Genomic DNA, 17,357 nt, shown 5'->3' with positions numbered 1-17,357 from the left:
TACTTTTGCACAAAACTATAACATTATGATACAATCCATGACAGGCTACGGCAAAGCAATAGTCGAGTTGCCTGATAAGAAAGTGAACGTCGAAATTAAGTCGCTTAACAGTAAAGCGATGGATCTGTCGGCCCGCATCGCTCCTTTATATCGGGAGAAAGAGATAGAGATTCGTAATGAAATTTCCAAAGTGCTGGAGCGTGGCAAGGTGGATTTCTGCCTTTGGGTTGAAAAAAAAGATACCGAACAACTTGCCACTCCCATTAATCAGGAGTTGGTGACTGCGTATTACGAGCGCATCAAATTTTTGTCGGAGACATTGGGAATTCCCGAACCGGAAGACTGGTTTTCGACTTTGCTCCGCATGCCGGACGTGATGACCAAGAACGAAACGCAAGAGTTGAGCGAAGAAGAATGGGCGTTGGTTCATTCGGCCGTAGAAGAGGCTGTTAACTCTCTGGTAGATTTTCGTAAGCAGGAGGGAGTGGCGCTCGAAAAGAAATTCCGTGAAAAGATTGCCAATATCGCATGCCTGCTCGAAGCCGTTGTTCCTTTTGAAAAAGAACGGGTTGCCAAAGTGAAAGAACGCATTACCGATGCCTTGGAGAAAACATTGAACGTGGATTATGATAAAAACCGTCTGGAACAAGAACTTATCTATTATATTGAAAAGCTGGATATAAACGAGGAAAAGCAACGCCTCGGCAATCATCTGAAATATTTTATCAACACGTTGGAAAGCGGAAGCGGACAAGGTAAGAAGTTAGGATTTATCGCTCAGGAGATGGGGCGTGAAATCAATACTTTGGGCAGCAAATCCAATCATGTGGAAATGCAAAAACTTGTTGTGCAGATGAAGGACGAATTGGAACAAATCAAGGAACAGGTGTTGAATGTAATGTAATTTTCGTATTATCTCTCAGGCAGGGATTATACGGTGTTTCGGGTTGCCTTGCGTAGCCGTCATGCAAAACTATCAGCCCATATATTCCATGCCTGAAATGTTTTTATAATAATACTTAGCATGGGCAAACTTATCATCTTTTCAGCTCCTTCGGGTTCGGGCAAGTCGACGATTATCAATTATCTGCTGACGCAGAACCTGAATCTGTCATTTTCCGTTTCGGCCACCAGCCGTCCTCCTCGTGGAACGGAAAAGGACGGGGTGGAGTATTTCTTCCTGACTCCTGAAGAGTTTCGTCGTCGCATAGCCAATGATGAATTTCTGGAGTATGAGGAAGTATATCAAGATCGTTTTTACGGAACGTTGAAGGCACAAGTAGAGAAACAACTGGCCGAAGGACAGAATGTGGTATTTGATGTAGATGTGGTGGGCGGTTGCAACATAAAGAAGTTTTATGGCGAGCGTGCTTTGTCTGTCTTCATCCAGCCTCCCTCGGTAGAGGAACTGCGCAAACGCTTGGTGGGGCGTGGAACAGATGCTCCCGAAGTTATTGAAAGCCGTGTGGCAAAGGCGGAATACGAACTTGGTTTTGCCTCGAAGTTCGACACGGTGATTGTGAATGACAATCTGGAGGATGCCAAGACAGAAGCTTTAGAAGTAATTACTCAATTCTTGGAGCGATGAATCCCTTGAGAGTCGGAGTCTTCAGTGGTTCGTTCAATCCGGTTCATATCGGTCATTTGGCTCTTGCCAATTATCTTTGCGAATACGAAGGGTTGGATGAGGTGTGGTTTATGGTTACTCCCCACAACCCTTTGAAGGAGGAAAAGAAGCTGATGGACGATACGTTTCGTTTGGAACTGGTGAAGCTTGCCATTGAAAGTTATCCGAAATTCCGCGCATCCGATTTTGAGTTTCATTTGCCTCGCCCTTCTTATACGATTCATACTTTGGATGAACTGAAGCGTACTTATCCGCACTGCATTTTCTCCCTCATAATGGGGGCGGATAATTGGATGCTCTTTCCTCGATGGTACGAGTCGGAACGCATACTTGCAGAAAACCGGATTATCATTTATCCTCGTCCGGGCTATCCGATAGATGCGGCCTCTTTGCCACAAGGCGTGAGCCTGACCTCTTCGCCCGTATTCGAAATCAGTTCTACTTTTATACGCAAGGCATTGGACGAGGGGAAAGATATACGTTATTTTCTCCATCCGGCTGTGTACGAACGATTAAAACAAACCCCTTTAATACCATAAAACATTTGTTATGAAGAAAAAACTGCTGTTATTTGCAACTTTCGGTCTGCTGACGATAGCCGTGCTTCGCGCACAAGACTTTCATCTGCAACCTACCCCTCAAGAGTATGTATCTCAAAGTGATTCGGTAAATATCCCTGCGCAATACAGACTATGGGCATCCGATTCGCTGTATGGTGGATCTGCCTTGTCACTGCTTCGCCGACTGATGCCGGGGGAGGCATTGAAGGCTTCTTTTCGCATATTTGTCGGTGTGAAAGGAGATAAGGCGGTCAGGGAATACCGGAACCGGATTCCGCAAAAGCCGGAAGGCTATTTCCTGAAAATAGCTAAAGACCGTATGGTTATTGCAGGTGCCGACGAACGAGGAGTGTATTACGGTGTACAGACTCTTGCCCAACTGCTTGCTTTGGGCAAATTGCCTTTGGTTGAAATAACCGACTATCCGGATGTGCCATACCGGGGTGTGGTAGAGGGATTTTACGGTACACCGTGGAGTCATGAAGCCCGTATGCGCCAGCTCGAATTTTACGGCAGAAACAAGATGAACGTTTATCTGTATGGACCTAAGGACGACCCTTACCATAGTACCCCCAACTGGCGCAAACCTTATCCTCCCCGCGAAGCGGAACAGTTGAAGATGCTTGTGGAAAGAGCGCATGAGAACAATGTCATCTTTTACTGGGCCATCCATCCGGGACAAGACATTCGCTGGAACGAAGAAGACCGCTCGCAATTGTTACAGAAATTTGAAAGCATGTATCAGTTGGGTGTACGCGGTTTTGCCGTTTTCTTCGACGACATATCCGGTGAAGGTACTAAGGCAGACAAACAGGCTGAGTTGCTGAATTATATCGACAATTATTTTGTGAAAATCAAGAAAGACGTTGCTCCGTTGATTATGTGCCCTACGGAATATAACAAATCGTGGGCGAAAGTAGAGGGAGGATATCTCACTACATTGGGCGACAAACTGAACGAAGGCATACAAATCATGTGGACAGGCGATAAGGTGGTTGCCACCATAGACAAACCGACGATGGACTTTATCAATCCGCTGCTGAAGCGCAAGGCTTATATCTGGTGGAATTTTCCTGTTTCGGATTATGTGCGAGACCATCTGCTGTTAGGCCCGGTGTATGGGAACGGCACTGACATCAAAGATGAGCTTGCCGCTTTCGTATCCAACCCGATGGAGCATGCGGAGGCCTCCAAGATTTCGCTTTACAGCGTGGCCGACTATACTTGGAACATGAGTCGTTATGACAGCGACGCTTCTTGGCGAAGAGCCGTTAAAGACCTGATGCCTCTCCATGCCGAATACCTGGAAACCTTTGCCACCCATAATTCCGATTTAGGGCCGAACGGGCATAACTTCAGACGCGATGAGTCCGTTGCCATCCAACCGGCACTCGCAACGCTGCTGAACAATTATCGGGAAAAAGGGCAGACGGATGATGCGGCTTACCGTGAGGTGGCCGAAGAGTGCCGCAAAATAATTGTTGCTGCCGATATGTTGCTGGCTTCGGGCAGTGAGAACCGCCCGCTGATAAACGAGATAAGGCCTTGGCTGACTCAATTCAGATTAGTGGGCGAGTATGGGAAAGAGGTGTTGGAGATGATGCGCCTGCAACCCCAAAAAGAGGCTTTTGTTCGAAGTCACGCCCATGCCCAAGCCTTGCAAAGACTGATGTGCGAGACGGATGCCCTTTATCATGTGGGAGTGAAAAGCGCAGGAAAACATCTGTTGCCGACTTTCGACGCGTTGTTTGAAGTTGCCACATCACGATATAACAAGTTGTTCGATGCCCAATTGGATACGCAGGCAGTTTATTCGCCCTACTCTTTGGAAAGCGACGTCGTGCAACTGGCTTCGCTTCCGGTGAAGCAAAAAGGAAAAACTGTCAATATTGCTCCGTCCAACGAAGTGATAGACTGGCAGGCTGCCGGTTCGCTGACACTCTCGATGGACTATGCCCGCAACCTTAATTCATTGCTCATCGACTTGGGCAGCAGGGAAGCCATTGACTCGCTCTTCCGGTTGGAAGTGACTGCTGATGGCGCGGAATGGCAGCCTGTGCAACTGCAACCCTATGGAAGCAGATCGCAGTTGAAGGCTGTTGTTGCAGGCCTGAAGGTGCTGAAGGTGAGGCTTGTCAATGTCTCTGGCGCAGATCGTAAGGTCTATTTCAAGATGTTTCGTTTTGTGGAGAAATAAATCTCTCTTAATCTAAACATGCATCAAGGTCGCGCGTCAACTGCTCTTTGTCCAAATGTTGGCCGATGAAGACAATCTTTTGCATGCGGTCTCCGTATTTCTCGTCCCAGTCTCGCAGCAGGCCCGGTTCTTGACGCATCAATTTAATCAAATCCTCTTCGGGGGCTGTGGCATACCATAGCCCGGCCTCCGTAAGTTGCTTCTGCATGCCGGCTTGCTCAAAGAGATAGGACATGTCGCGGTTGTGGCTGAAGTAGCATACGCCTTTGGCTCGGATGATGTTACGGTTCCATTTGGTTGCGATGAAGTGGTCGAACTTATGGATGTCGAATGCCTGACGGCGGTAGTAGACAAAGGTACTGATGCCGTATTCCTCGGCTTCGCCGCCCTCTGAGTGATGGTGGTGATGGTGGCAATGCTCTCCGCAATCGTGATGATGGCCCTCGTGCCCATGCCTATATTCTCCTTCATGGTGATGGTGGCGATGAGCCTCTTTCTCTTCCTCTTCGCTGACCGGACGTTCTATTTCGCGTACCCATCCTGCCGAGGTGGCAACACGCTCAAAGTCGAACAGACGGGTATGGATTATTTTTTCCAGTTCGATATTTGTATAATCGCATTCTATGATTTCGGAGCCGGGTTGCAAGGTGCGCACTATCTGCTTGATGCGTTTCAGCTCTTCGGGTTGCACTTCCGAAGCTTTGTTCAGCAGCACAAGGTTGCAGAATTCTATCTGCTGTATGATGAGGTTTTCGATGTCCTCTTCGTCCAAACCTTTGCCGGTGAGGTTGTTGCCGCAGGCAAATTCGCTTTGCAGGCGCAGGGCGTCTACCACGGTGACAATGCAGTCCAAGCGACAGATGCCGTATCGGGTATAAACGCCGCCCATGCGGGGAATGGAGCAGATGGTTTGGGCGATAGGTTCAGGCTCGCAGATGCCGCTGGCCTCGATGACGATATAGTCAAAGCGCTGCATCTTCATGATTTCTTGCATCTGTTCTATCAGGTCGGTCTTCAGCGTGCAGCAGATGCAGCCGTTTTGGAGCGCGACGAGGCTTTCGTCTTTTTTCCCTACGATGCCGCCTTTTTGTATGAGCTCTGCATCGATGTTCACCTCGCCGAGGTCGTTGACGATGACGGCAAATTTAATGCCGCGTTTGTTGGAAAGAATATGGTTTACCAAAGTGGTTTTTCCACTGCCCAGATAGCCTGTCAGTAGCAGTACAGGGATTTCCTTTGTTTCCATTGTTGTCTGTAATTTGTTTCTGTAATGTTGTCTTATGCCGCACATACCCATTGGTGAGGGTGCTGTATGCGGTTTGCAAAAATACGGATAAAAAGGTTCTTTTCGGTAATCATCTACCGCATTTTTTCTTGGAGGGCCGGAAGTCTTCAGGAAGTCGGTGGTCGTTATTCTCTGTTTTTCTACAGTTGCCTTTTGCTATGTAGGAAGAGGCTCGGTTGAATATTCTTGACAAAAAGAAGGCTTCTGAACACAGAAAATATCCGCTTAAAAGAAATTCCCCGAAGATTTACTAAAAGTTCAAGCAATTTTTAGTAAAAATCCGGTCAGATTTTAGTAAAGATAACGTCAGTTCGGGATAAGAAAAAGGTAATAGACGTTGGTAATCTCGCTTATTTTTTGTAACGTTATGGTTATAAATCAATTTTGAGAACAAACCGGATGCATCGTCCGCAACTCCGCACTTCCTCACCCGTAAGCCCGCACTTCAGCTGCCGTAACCCCGCACTTCACCGTCTGCAATCTCACACCTCGCACCCGTTGCGCCCTCACGTTATGGCGCATGCGGTGTGGCGTTTCTCCACCTCCTCCACCTTAAGAGGAGGAATTATATGGAGGAGGTATTTTCTATTCTCTTCTTCTCTATTCTTTTCTTCTCTCGCGCGCGCGAGGGAAGGTTGTTGTGATAACTCTCTAAGGGACTGCTTGTTATCTCGCTTTTTGCCTCTTTTCGGACTGCTTGCTGACTCCGAGCCGGCAGGTAGTCGGCAAGCAGTCGGCTACGAGTTCGTCCGGAGTCGCCGCGCAAGCTTCGGACACTTCCGAAGCAGTGGCAGGAGAAGTTGTCGCCTGAGAATCCCCGTCCTCTTCTACAAGCGGGCTTGCTTCTTCGGCAACCTTCATCCTATCCGTCATCACCTCCTCTTCTTCCGCTCCTTTCTCGGTAGTATTTTTCTTTGACACTTCCGCTTTCTTTCACGAAGTGCCCAAATAGTCGATGGCCGATGAAAACATATCGTCCTGGATGACGAACAAACCGTAGTTCCGGACTATTTTTTCGAGGTAAGCCTGCGGGGCCCCTTTCTGCCGTATCAGTTTCAGTTGCCCGATGAAAAGCCTGCCGGACTCCTGACTGTAAAGCTGTTCGAGGATGAAGAGGTAGCTGCCGTAGCCCCGTGCACCCTCTTCGTCGATGAGTTTGTAGAGCCTGCTGTCGCGGCTCAGATTGAAGCGATGTTTAAACCCAGAATAAGCGAGATTACCAACTTCTATTACCTTTTTCTTATCCCGAACTGACGTTAAAAATATATCGGACTGATTTATAGCGTATAGGAAACGCTATTTCATGCTGGACGTTTTTTTAAAAGCGGTGGTATCGAATATTTACAATCTCTGTAATGAGATACCTCTTTCCCCATCTTAGGAAGGAATGTGCATTGTCATGTTGAAGTCAATGGCATCGTCCGTCAATACCAACTCGTTGGCTCCCGCCATTCGGAAAGTGATATGCAGGGTCTTTCGTCCATTGTCGTCATTCAACTTGGCAGAGATAAGCTCGAATTTCACTCCGTCCAGATATATATCTTTCATGGAAGTATGGAGACCGCTTAGTACGTTTTTGCTCCACTTATTTTTCTCCCATGTCAATGCTTCCTGCTCTTTTTGGGTGGTGAATTCTACATCGCGTATCCAGTTTTCTATGGATATGGAAAGTTTGTTGGTTATATCTCCACTATCGTTTTTCTTAACCCTATCTTTCATAAAAACAAGCAGATTGGCCGTAGAGTGAGGTTTCAACTCACTTTTCAGCTCTTTCAGCGATTTGAATCCTGTGAATGTCTTGTCAAATTCGGCAAGCTGAACATCGCCGTTGTTCTTTGCGCGCAGACTTAAATGCAATGTAAGCGTGTTGTCGCCATCGCTTTTCTCTTTTCGGCTTTCGTTTATCACTACAGCGTACGTCTTGTCATCGTACGAGAACAGACGACCGTTGAACAGAGCCGGGTTCTCATATATACCTCTCATGTAGCTACTCTCTACGAAATCCGTATTTATCGTGATTTTGCCTTCGTAATACTTATTCTTGTCGAATGGAAGAGAGATGCGATTTTTTGCCTTGCTATTGTTGTATTTGAGATAGAACGAAATCTGTCCCCGTTCTTCATATTTCACCTCTTCAATCGTAGTTTTCTTTATATCTTCCGAAGTGAAAGGATACATATAACTGCCATCTGTGGTTGAGGAGTGAAAATCCATCATCCGCTCAAGGTTCTCGGCACTGAACATGTTTGTTTGGTGTAATCTGTAAAAGCTGTCGAAATCGAATATTTCGTAATGGTTTATACCATCTTTCCATTTTACCTGTACACGGTTGGCCATCTGGAAATCTTCGGGTTTCTTCACGAACCCGTTATATGTAAACTCTTTCTCAAAGGGCGTTTCGTTTACCTTACCTACCACATGCAACACAAACGAACCTCCCAATTCGTCTTTGCTTTTTACCTCGGCCTCGGTCAGGCTGATGGTTTTTCCGTTTATTTGCATAGGCTCTTTTCGGGCCTTGACAAGCGTTGATGCAACGTTCACGTCTTTTGAAGTTTCAAAACCGAAATATGCGGCAATCTCCTCCTGTGTCACGGTTGCTGCCGGAACAGGTTGTTCGGTGGGTGAGTCGGATTCTTTGGATTGCTCCGGCGTGGGAGCGGGCGTCGGTTGAGGGAAATCGGTGGGATCATCTTTTCCACAAGCAATCAATACGGCGCATATAAATGCTGATAATAATGTTTTTTTCATCTTAATACCTTTTTTCTTTTCAATTTAATAAATCATTCCAAGCAAGTTGATTGGAATTGTCTGCTTTTAATTACCTATTGTACTAATTCTGTTTGTATGGTTAGCACTCTGTTGTCGTTACAGAACGGTTATCAGTGCCGCTTTTACTTTCAAAGAGAATGTAAAACCGGCTGCAAAGTTACGAAAAAAGCAGTTAAGGAAAAACATCCGATGGCGCAGGCAACGCCTGAGTCGGACTTTTGTGCGGTAGTGTTCTGTCTATGCCAGTCGGCTATCAGGCTCTGTATGAGAAGGCTATCCAATATTTTCGTCTCTTTTTGCTTTTTGATATTGATATTGAATTTTTATAATATAATTGCATTTTATGCCTCTGAAAAGTATCTTTTTGGAAATAAATTGTTCGCTTTTGCTGAATTCGGGAAATTGTCCGGAGAAAAAGCAAAAGGCGGAGAGGTGTTGATTTCCCCTTCGCCTTTCTTTATAATAACTATGGCCTTGCGTCTCCTTATAAAATGCCTTGTGCCATCATTGCCTTCGCCACCTTCATGAATCCGGCCACATTGGCTCCTTTCACGTAGTTTACGTAGCCGTCGGCCTCTGTACCATATTGTACGCATGCCTCGTGGATATTCTTCATGATGCTCTTCAACTTCTCGTCAACCTCTTCGGCGCTCCAACTCAGTTTAATGGAGTTCTGCGTCATTTCAAGGCCGGATACCGATACACCTCCGGCATTGGCAGCCTTACCCGGAGCATACAGAATCTTGGCTTCTTGGAATATGCGGATAGCTTCAGGAGTAGAAGGCATGTTGGCGCCTTCGGAAACAGCCATCACGCCATTGGCCATCAGTTTCTTGGCATCGTCTCCGTTGATTTCGTTCTGAGTTGCAGAAGGCAAGGCGATATCGGCTTTCTCACCCCAAGGACGAGCGCCTTCTACATATTTTACGCCGGGATATTGTTCGGCATATTCGCGGATACGTCCGCGATAGAGGTTCTTCAGTTCCATGATGTAATCCAGTTTCTCGCGATCGATGCCTGCCGGGTCGTATATATAACCGTCGGAGTCGGACATTGTCAATACCTTGCCACCCAGTTCCAATACTTTCTCGGCAGTGTATTGAGCCACGTTGCCGGAACCGGAAATCAGGCAAGTTTTGCCTTTTAAGTCAGTACCTTTGGTTTTCAGCATTTCCATCAGGAAATAGATGTTACCGTAGCCCGTAGCTTCCGGACGAATCAGCGAACCGCCGAACTCACGGCCCTTACCCGTGAAAGTTCCGGTGAACTCATGGGCCAGCTTCTTGTACATACCGAACATAAAACCTACTTCACGTCCGCCTACACCGATGTCGCCGGCAGGTACATCTGTTTCGGGGCCGATATGACGCCACAGCTCCAGCATGAAAGCTTGAACAAAACGCATCACTTCGGCATTCGATTTGCCTCGCGGAGAAAAGTCCGAACCACCTTTACCGCCACCCATGGGCAGGGTTGTCAAGGAATTCTTGAAAGTCTGTTCAAAAGCAAGGAATTTCAAGATTGACAGGTTCACGGAAGCATGAAAACGTACACCGCCTTTGTAAGGGCCAATGGCATTGTTGTGTTGTACGCGATAGCTCATGTTGGTTTGTACGTTACCTTTGTCATCCACCCAAGTAACACGGAATTGATAAACGCGATCGGGAATGCAAAGACGCTCAATCAGATTAGCTTTGTCAAACTCCGGATGTTTGTTGTATTCTTCTTCAATGGTAGAGAGTACCTCTTCTACTGCTTGATGATACTCCGGTTCGTTGGGGAACCGTCTTTTCAAATCTTCTAATACCTTAGCTGCATTCATAATCTACTTCTTTTATTGGTTGCTATTATTATGTTACCTAAAATGAAAATCAGATTTCTATTTGTTCTTTTATCTATCGTTGCGGTTGCAAAAGTAAATATAAAAATAATACGGGCAAACATTTTATAAATAAAATGCGGGATAAAACAGCATTTTTGTCGTTTTATCCCGCAAAAAGGAATAAAAAGATATTATTTATCCTCTTTTTAGAGATTTTATCACAGGAATGAAGACTAATGCCGCCGAAATGGCAAGCATCAGGATAATTGGCCCGTCAATTCGTTCGGCAGATATCAGAACAATGTAACAAAGCGCCGCCCAAAGCAGCACGATGCAAACTATTTGGAATTTAGATAACGGTCTTCTCATTTGCCTGCTTTCTTTTTGTAGACAATGGCGTCGATTACTGCTACTGCCGTGATATTTACGATATCGCGTACGGAACTCTCGAAGTCGGTGAAGTGGACAGGTTTGTTCAATCCCATCTGGATAGGGCCAATCAGTTCTGTCTCGGTATTCATTGCTTGCAACAGTTTGTAAGCGGAATTGGCCGAACTCAGGTTAGGGAATACGAGTGTGTTCACCTCTTTACCTTTCAGGCGGGTGAAAGGATATTTGGCATCGCGCACTTCTCTGTTCATGGCGAAGTTTACCTGCATTTCACCGTCAATGGCAAGGTTCGGATAGTTTTGTTGCATATATTCTACGGCTTCATGCACTTGTACCGGACTTCCTTCGGTGTCTGCTCCGAAGTTGCTGTAACTCAACATGGCAATTACCGGTGTATGATTGAAGAAGCGTACGGTGCTTTCGGCCAGCTTCGCCACGTCTATCAACGTTTCCTTGTCGGGATGGCGGTTTATCAACGTATCTGCCAGAAAGTACGTTCCTTTCTTGGAATTTAATATGTGCATTGTTCCGAAATGCTTGAATTCCGGACGGATGCCGATAACCTCCTTGGCCACTTTGATTGTATTGCTGTATTTGGTGTAAAGGCCGGTAATGAAAGCATCTGCCTCACCGGTTTCCACCATCATCATGCCGAAATAGTTACGTTCGAACATCTTGTCGTTGGCTTCTTCGTAGGTGACACCTTCGCGAGCACGTTTTTCAGAAAGTATACGGGCATATCGTTCGCGGCGCGGTGCTTCATCGGGATGACGCAAATTCACGATTTCAATTCCTTCGAGGCTGAGGTCAAGCTCTTTTGCTAATTTCTCGATGGCTTCGTCATTTCCTAATATAATAGGGTGGCAGATTCCTTCGGCTTTTGCCTCGACAGCTGCTTTCAGCATGTTGGGATGGATGCCTTCTGCAAACACAACGCGTTGCGGATTACGACGGGCGGTATCGTAGAGTTGACGCGTCAGTTTGCTTTCATATCCCATCAGCTCACGCAGTTGCAATTTATAGGCATCCCAGTCTTCAATCTTCTTGCGGGCCACTCCGCTTTCTATGGCAGCTTTGGCTACAGCGCATGAAACCTCGGTGATGAGACGCGGATCTACGGGTTTCGGAATAAAGTATTCGGGGCCGAAGGTAAAGTTGTTTACATGATATGCTTCGTTAACAACATCCGGTACAGGCTGTTTGGCAAGATTGGCAATAGCGTGTACGGCGGCTATTTTCATCTTTTCGTTGATGGATTTTGCTTGCGTATCGAGGGCGCCTCGAAAGATGTAAGGGAAACCGATTACATTATTTATCTGGTTGGGATAATCGGAACGGCCGGTAGACATCAGTACGTCCGGTCGTGCTGCCATAGCATCTTCATAGGATATTTCCGGAGCAGGATTGGCAAGGGCAAATACTATCGGATGGTCGGCCATACTGCGAACCATCTCTTGTGTCAACACATTGCCTTTTGAGAGTCCGAGGAAAACATCGGCTCCTCTGATTGCTTCAGCCAATGTGTGTACATCGCGGCGGTCGGTGGCGAAATAACGCTTTTGTTCGGTCAGGTTCTCACGGTCGCTGGTGATAACTCCTTTGCTATCCAGCATCAGGATATTTTCACGACGTGCACCGAGTGCCTCATATAGTTTGGTACATGAAGTGGCTGAAGCACCTGCACCATTCACCACAATTTTCACATCCTCAATCTTTTTACCCGCTACCTCAAGGGCATTCAACAGTCCTGCGCTGGAGATGATGGCTGTGCCGTGCTGGTCGTCGTGCATTACGGGGATATCCAGTTCTTCTTTTAATCGGCGTTCAATCTCAAAGCATTCGGGTGCTTTGATATCTTCCAAATTGATACCTCCGAATGTGGGTGCGATTGCTTTGACAGCTTCGATAAATTTGTCGGGATCTTTTTCGTTCACTTCGATGTCGAAGACATCAATGCCTGCATAGATTTTGAATAACAAACCTTTTCCTTCCATTACGGGCTTGCCGCTGAGAGCACCAATATCGCCCAAACCCAGCACGGCAGTACCATTGGAAATAACGGCTACCAGATTGCCTTTCGCTGTATATTTATACGCATCTTGCGGATTTTTCTCAATTTCAAGACAAGGTTCTGCCACGCCCGGAGAATAAGCGAGCGAAAGGTCGGTTTGTGTACTATGAGGTTTGGTGGGTACTACTTCAATCTTACCCGGTTTGCCTTGCGAATGATAAAGCAAAGCAGCTTCTTTGGTTATCTTAGCCATGGTAAAATATAAATTGGTTATAAATTGGCTGCAAATGTAGGGATAAAAGTTTTAAAATAGTAGTCTGATGCAAGTAAAATATTATTTTCTATTACAAAGTTCTGGCTGGCCATAGAAATACAAAGGCACGAAGATTTTTTCTTGTATAAATATGAGCTTGTTTATATTCAAAACCGGTTTCTAAACAAAATCCCTGTGTCTTCGTGTCTTTGCTTTCGATTCTTATTTCAGTGCCTGCTCGATGTCGGCTATGATATCGTCTACATTTTCTATACCTACGGAAAGACGAATCAAATCGGGACGCACGCCGGCCGCTATCAGTTGTTCGTCTGTGAGCTGGCGGTGTGTATGGCTGGCAGGGTGTAGCACACATGTGCGGGCATCGGCTACGTGGGTGACGATGGCTACCAATTGCAATGAGTCCATAAATTTAGTTGCCACTTCACGCCCTCCTTTCAGTCCGAAAGTGACAACACCACATGATCCGTTGGGGAGATATTTTTGTGCCAATGTGTGGTATTTATCTTCCGGCAGACCACTGTAATTCACCCATGCCACTTTGTCGTTTTTGGAGAGATACTCGGCTACAGCCTGTGCGTTTTTACAATGTTGCGGCACGCGCAGATGCAGAGTTTCCAAACCGAGGTTCAGCAGAAATGCGTTTTGCGGAGACTGGATACTGCCGAGGTCGCGCATCAGTTGGGCGGTAGCTTTGGTGATGTAGGCCATCTTACCGAAACTTTTTGTATAAGTCAGTCCGTGGTAAGAATCATCCGGAGTACATAAGCCGGGGAACTTGTCGGCATGTGCTTCCCAGTCGAAATTGCCGCTGTCTACAATGACACCGCCTACGGAAGTTGCATGTCCGTCCATGTATTTGGTGGTGGAGTGGGTTACGATATCGGCTCCCCATTCAAAAGGACGGCAGTTGATGGGAGTAGGGAAAGTATTGTCTACAATCAGGGGGACACCGTGGCTGTGAGCAATGCGGGCAAATTTTTCGATGTCAAGCACTTCCAGCGTAGGGTTGGAAATGACTTCACCGAACAGTGCTTTGGTATTGGGGCGAAAAGCTGCTGAGAGCTCCTCTTCCGAAGCGTCGGGATTGACGAAAGTTACCTTGATGCCCAGTTTCTTCATCGTAACACCGAAGAGATTGTATGTTCCTCCGTAGATACAGGAAGAACATACCAAATGGTCGCCGGCTTCGCAGATATTGAACACGGCGTAGAAGTTGGCAGCCTGTCCGCTGGAGGTGAGCATGGCAGCGACACCGCCTTCAAGAGCAGCTATCTTGGCAGCAACGGCATCGTTCGTAGGGTTTTGCAGGCGGGTGTAGAAATAACCGCTGTCTTCGAGGTCGAACAGACGTGCCATTTGTTCGCTGGTTTCATATTTAAAAGTGGTGCTTTGGTAGATAGGGAGTACACGAGGCTCTCCCTTTTTAGGTGTCCAGCCGGCTTGTACGCATAGTGTTTCCGGTTTGAATTGCTTTGCCATAATGCTTTCAGTATAAAGTTTATTGTCAATTAACGTTGTAAGTCGTCGCAAAAGTAAGGAAAATAATGTATTTTTGCCTTTCATAAAGAAAAAATGCAGTGAAAATGGTTAGAATATTGCTCCTTTTGTTATTTGTATTTACATCTATTTCCTTTCAGGCTCAACAAACAACCGATACTCCGAGAAACGGTGAAGGCATCTCTTCTTTTCTTAAACGCAACAATCGTCCGGGAAGGATGTACTATAAAGTTTTTCTTGAATTGAATAAGAAGCGTCTGAATGGGAAAGAAGAATTGCAATTAGGGGTGAGATATGTGTTGCCTCCATTGAAGAACGAAAGAAAAAATTCCTCGGTGAAGAAGAGTGTGGTGAGTGGAAGTAATGGAATGAAAGACAAGCGGACAATTGTTTCTAAACAAGATTCTGCGAAGGACATCGTTTTGAAAGATGAAGCATTAGAAGATACACTGTTTGAAGAGAAAGCTGTGAAAGATTTTGTTTTGCAAGAAACGCCAGAAGAAGACATGGACGTTTCTGGGCAGTCTTCTCGGCAAGCAGCCGGTAAGCGGAAAGGATTTGTTCGCGAACCGCTCTTCGGGAAAGCGTTTGCCGATGTGCGCATTAGTGGAAAGCGTTTGCAAGGTGCTTGTTTTTATGTAGTGGGCGGGCATGGAGGCCCTGACCCCGGTGCTATTGGAAAGATAGGCGATGTGGAGCTTCATGAAGACGAATACGCCTATGATGTTGCCTTGCGGTTGGCACGCAATCTGATGGAAGAAGGAGCAGAAGTGCGCATCATTATCCAAGATGCTAAGGATGGTATCCGCGATGATAGATACCTTAGCAACAGCAAACGGGAAACATGTATGGGAGCTACCATTCCCTTGAATCAGGTGGCCCGCTTACGGCAGCGCTGCGATGCTATTAATGCACTTTATCGTAAGGACCGTAAAAAATATAAGTATTGCCGTGCCATTTTCCTGCATGTAGATAGTCGCAGCAAAGGGGCGCAAACAGATGTATTCTTCTATCATGCCCCTAAAAGCGTTTCTGGGAAGAGGCTGGCCACTGCCATGAAGAATACTTTTGAATCGAAATACGGAAAACATCAGCCTAACCGCGGTTTTCGCGGCACGGTCAGCGGACGGAATCTTTACGTAATGCTGAATGCTTCACCTGTTTCCGTATTTGTGGAGCTTGGCAACATTCAGAATGCTTTCGATCAACGGCGTTTCATAATCAATTCCAATCGTCAAGCGTTGGCAAAGTGGATGATGGAAGGTTTTATTGCAGATTATAAGAAATGACTTGAATACGAATGATAAACATCTAAAGAGTTTCCCTATTCAGTAACCAGCGTTTTGCTTCCAGCCCACCGGCATATCCGGTAAGCGAATGGTTGCTGCCGATGATACGATGGCAAGGTATAAAGATGGAAATGGCATTCGCTCCATTGGCGTTGGCTACAGCGCGCACTGATTTTGGTTCGCCCAACAGTTCGGCAAGTGCTCCGTAAGAAACAGTTGTCCCATAGGGAATCTTCTGAAGCTCCAGCCATACTCTTTTCTGAAACTCCGTGCCAATAGGAAGTAGAGGGATATCGAATGCGGTTCGTTTCCCATTGAAGTACTCATCCAACTGTCTACAAGCTTTTTGAAGCACTTCTGACATTTCTTCTTTATAATCAGCTTGTAAGAGCCTTTTCAGTCGTTTGTCAACTCTGTCTCGATGCTTTGCTGCCACCCAATCGCAAAGGCATAGCTTTTTTTCGAACGAGCCTATCATTAATTCGCCACAAGGAGAATGATAATGTTGTATCCGAACTGCATTCTTTTCTTTCATAACCACAATCGTTGATTTACAAAAATACATTTTTATTTTCAACAATGCTTATATATGACGTATCTTTATTTCTAAATCCTGCAAAAAGGATAAAAGAAATAATTCAAGGAATATCCACGCATGCCGTGTAGAATTGAATACAACATTCTGCTCCGAGGACAGACGAGTCTGTCCGTAAAGCAGGATGTGTAGTCTTTAGAAATATTCTGGAGGGGGGATGGAGTTTACAAGATTGCTTTCAACTGTTCGGCCATTTGTTCCTGTACCTCTTGTGCGGCCTTTCGCGAGGCAGTGGCGAAATTTTCCGTTTTATCCGCATAAATAATGCCGCGACTGGAGTTGACTATCAGTCCGCACATGCGGTTCATTCCATATTTACAGACTTCTTCCAGCGAGCCGCCTTGTGCACCGACTCCGGGAACCAGCAGGAAATGTTCGGGAACAATCTTGCGGATATCTTCAAAAGCACGGCCTTGCGTTGCACCTACCACATACATCATTTGTTCGTCGCCTGCCCACTCTTGCGACTTGCGTAGAACTTTCTCGAAGAGGCGTTCGCCATTGGCGTCGGCCGTCAGTTGGAAGTCGTGCGAGCCTTTGTTGCTGGTGAGTGCAAGCAGGATGACCCATTTGCCGGCGTAAGTCAGGAAAGGAGTGACGCTGTCTTCGCCCATGTAGGGGGCTACGGTTACGGAGTCAATGTCTAACTCTTCAAAAAAAGTGCGGGCATACATGGCCGAAGTATTCCCGATGTCGCCGCGTTTTGCATCGGCGATGATGAATTGGTCGGGGTGGTTTTGCTTGATATAATTCACTGTTTTCTCAAAAGCAATCCAGCCTTTCACGCCCATGCTTTCATAGAAAGCGAGATTCGGCTTGTAAGCGATACAAAGGTCGGCGGTGGCATCGATGATGGCTTTGTTGAAAGCGAATATAGGGTCTTCTTCTTTCAGAAGGTGTTCCGGTATCTTCTTGATGTCTGTGTCCAGACCAACGCAAAGGAATGATTTCTTGCGTTTTATGTTTTCAAACAATTCTTGCTTATTCATTTTTGTATCTTTTATATTATATGATTCACGGTTGGTTTCTCTTTCAGCA

15 protein-coding genes are annotated in these 17,357 nt (G+C 46.2%); 6 read left to right on the top strand and 9 right to left on the bottom strand.

The annotated features are described in order from the left end of the window. Positions 1 to 25: 25 nt before the first annotated feature. From EV202_RS02750 to EV202_RS02735, 4 genes are all read left to right on the top strand, one after another. Complete coding sequence (locus EV202_RS02750; protein WP_131752302.1) at positions 26 to 904, top strand: YicC/YloC family endoribonuclease; 879 nt, start codon at positions 26 to 28, stop codon at positions 902 to 904. Positions 905 to 1,024: 120 nt separating this feature from the next. Then, on the top strand, positions 1,025 to 1,588 hold the full coding sequence (gmk, locus tag EV202_RS02745) for a guanylate kinase (RefSeq protein WP_106068943.1): 564 nt from the start codon (positions 1,025 to 1,027) through the stop codon (positions 1,586 to 1,588). Between the two features lie 5 nt (positions 1,589 to 1,593). Further along, positions 1,594 to 2,166, top strand: a complete 573-nt coding sequence (gene nadD, locus EV202_RS02740) for a nicotinate (nicotinamide) nucleotide adenylyltransferase (RefSeq protein WP_106070478.1) — start codon at positions 1,594 to 1,596, stop codon at positions 2,164 to 2,166. Positions 2,167 to 2,176: 10 nt separating this feature from the next. Further along, positions 2,177 to 4,384, top strand: a complete 2,208-nt coding sequence (locus tag EV202_RS02735; protein WP_131925273.1) for a beta-N-acetylglucosaminidase — start codon at positions 2,177 to 2,179, stop codon at positions 4,382 to 4,384. Between the two features lie 7 nt (positions 4,385 to 4,391). Here the strand turns inward: EV202_RS02735 and EV202_RS02730 are convergent, their stop codons facing one another. The 3 genes from EV202_RS02730 to EV202_RS15445 form a co-directional block, all read right to left on the bottom strand. After that, positions 4,392 to 5,630 carry a CobW family GTP-binding protein gene (locus EV202_RS02730; protein WP_131925271.1) on the bottom strand — a complete coding sequence of 413 codons (1,239 nt, stop codon included), beginning with the start codon at positions 5,628 to 5,630 and terminating at the stop codon, positions 4,392 to 4,394. Positions 5,631 to 6,335: 705 nt separating this feature from the next. Then, positions 6,336 to 6,590 (bottom strand): hypothetical protein, encoded by a 255-nt coding sequence (locus tag EV202_RS02725; protein WP_131925269.1) that lies wholly within the window; start codon positions 6,588 to 6,590, stop codon positions 6,336 to 6,338. A gap of 12 nt (positions 6,591 to 6,602) precedes the next feature. Next, positions 6,603 to 6,821 (bottom strand): hypothetical protein, encoded by a 219-nt coding sequence (locus EV202_RS15445; protein ID WP_394336166.1) that lies wholly within the window; start codon positions 6,819 to 6,821, stop codon positions 6,603 to 6,605. On the opposite strand from EV202_RS15445, the gene EV202_RS15215 reads away from it, so the two are divergent. Then, a complete protein-coding gene (locus EV202_RS15215; RefSeq protein WP_234878228.1) occupies positions 6,729 to 6,923 on the top strand; it encodes a hypothetical protein in 195 nt (64 codons plus the stop codon). The genes EV202_RS15445 and EV202_RS15215 overlap by 93 nt on opposite strands. Positions 6,924 to 7,046: 123 nt before the next feature. Here EV202_RS15215 and EV202_RS02715 read toward each other — a convergent pair whose 3' ends face one another. The 4 genes from EV202_RS02715 to EV202_RS02695 all read right to left on the bottom strand — a co-directional run bounded on the left by EV202_RS02715 (position 7,047) and on the right by EV202_RS02695 (position 14,417). Beyond that, complete coding sequence (locus EV202_RS02715) at positions 7,047 to 8,420, bottom strand: lipoprotein 17-related variable surface protein (protein WP_106068939.1); 1,374 nt, start codon at positions 8,418 to 8,420, stop codon at positions 7,047 to 7,049. A gap of 505 nt (positions 8,421 to 8,925) precedes the next feature. Further along, positions 8,926 to 10,263 (bottom strand): NADP-specific glutamate dehydrogenase, encoded by a 1,338-nt coding sequence (locus EV202_RS02710; protein ID WP_131925267.1) that lies wholly within the window; start codon positions 10,261 to 10,263, stop codon positions 8,926 to 8,928. A gap of 365 nt (positions 10,264 to 10,628) precedes the next feature. Continuing rightward, a complete protein-coding gene (locus tag EV202_RS02700; RefSeq protein WP_131925265.1) occupies positions 10,629 to 12,917 on the bottom strand; it encodes an NADP-dependent malic enzyme in 2,289 nt (762 codons plus the stop codon). Between the two features lie 222 nt (positions 12,918 to 13,139). Then, positions 13,140 to 14,417 carry an O-acetylhomoserine aminocarboxypropyltransferase/cysteine synthase family protein gene (locus EV202_RS02695; protein WP_131925263.1) on the bottom strand — a complete coding sequence of 426 codons (1,278 nt, stop codon included), beginning with the start codon at positions 14,415 to 14,417 and terminating at the stop codon, positions 13,140 to 13,142. Positions 14,418 to 14,521: 104 nt separating this feature from the next. On the opposite strand from EV202_RS02695, the gene EV202_RS02690 reads away from it, so the two are divergent. Beyond that, positions 14,522 to 15,724, top strand: a complete 1,203-nt coding sequence (locus EV202_RS02690) for an N-acetylmuramoyl-L-alanine amidase family protein (RefSeq protein WP_131925261.1) — start codon at positions 14,522 to 14,524, stop codon at positions 15,722 to 15,724. Between the two features lie 22 nt (positions 15,725 to 15,746). On the opposite strand, the gene EV202_RS02685 is transcribed toward EV202_RS02690, so the two are convergent. After that, positions 15,747 to 16,259: a methylated-DNA--[protein]-cysteine S-methyltransferase gene (locus tag EV202_RS02685; RefSeq protein ID WP_131925259.1), complete on the bottom strand. Its 513-nt coding sequence runs from the start codon at positions 16,257 to 16,259 to the stop codon at positions 15,747 to 15,749. 224 nt (positions 16,260 to 16,483) lie between these two features. Beyond that, positions 16,484 to 17,308, bottom strand: a complete 825-nt coding sequence (pyrF, locus tag EV202_RS02680; protein WP_131925257.1) for an orotidine-5'-phosphate decarboxylase — start codon at positions 17,306 to 17,308, stop codon at positions 16,484 to 16,486. Positions 17,309 to 17,357 lie beyond the last annotated feature (49 nt).

Origin of the sequence: Prevotella heparinolytica, assembly GCF_004342845.1 — a bacterium.
GTDB classification, from domain to species: domain Bacteria; phylum Bacteroidota; class Bacteroidia; order Bacteroidales; family Bacteroidaceae; genus Bacteroides; species Bacteroides heparinolyticus.
Note: the sequence above shows the minus strand (reverse complement) of the source record. Positions and strands in the feature narration are given on the sequence as shown.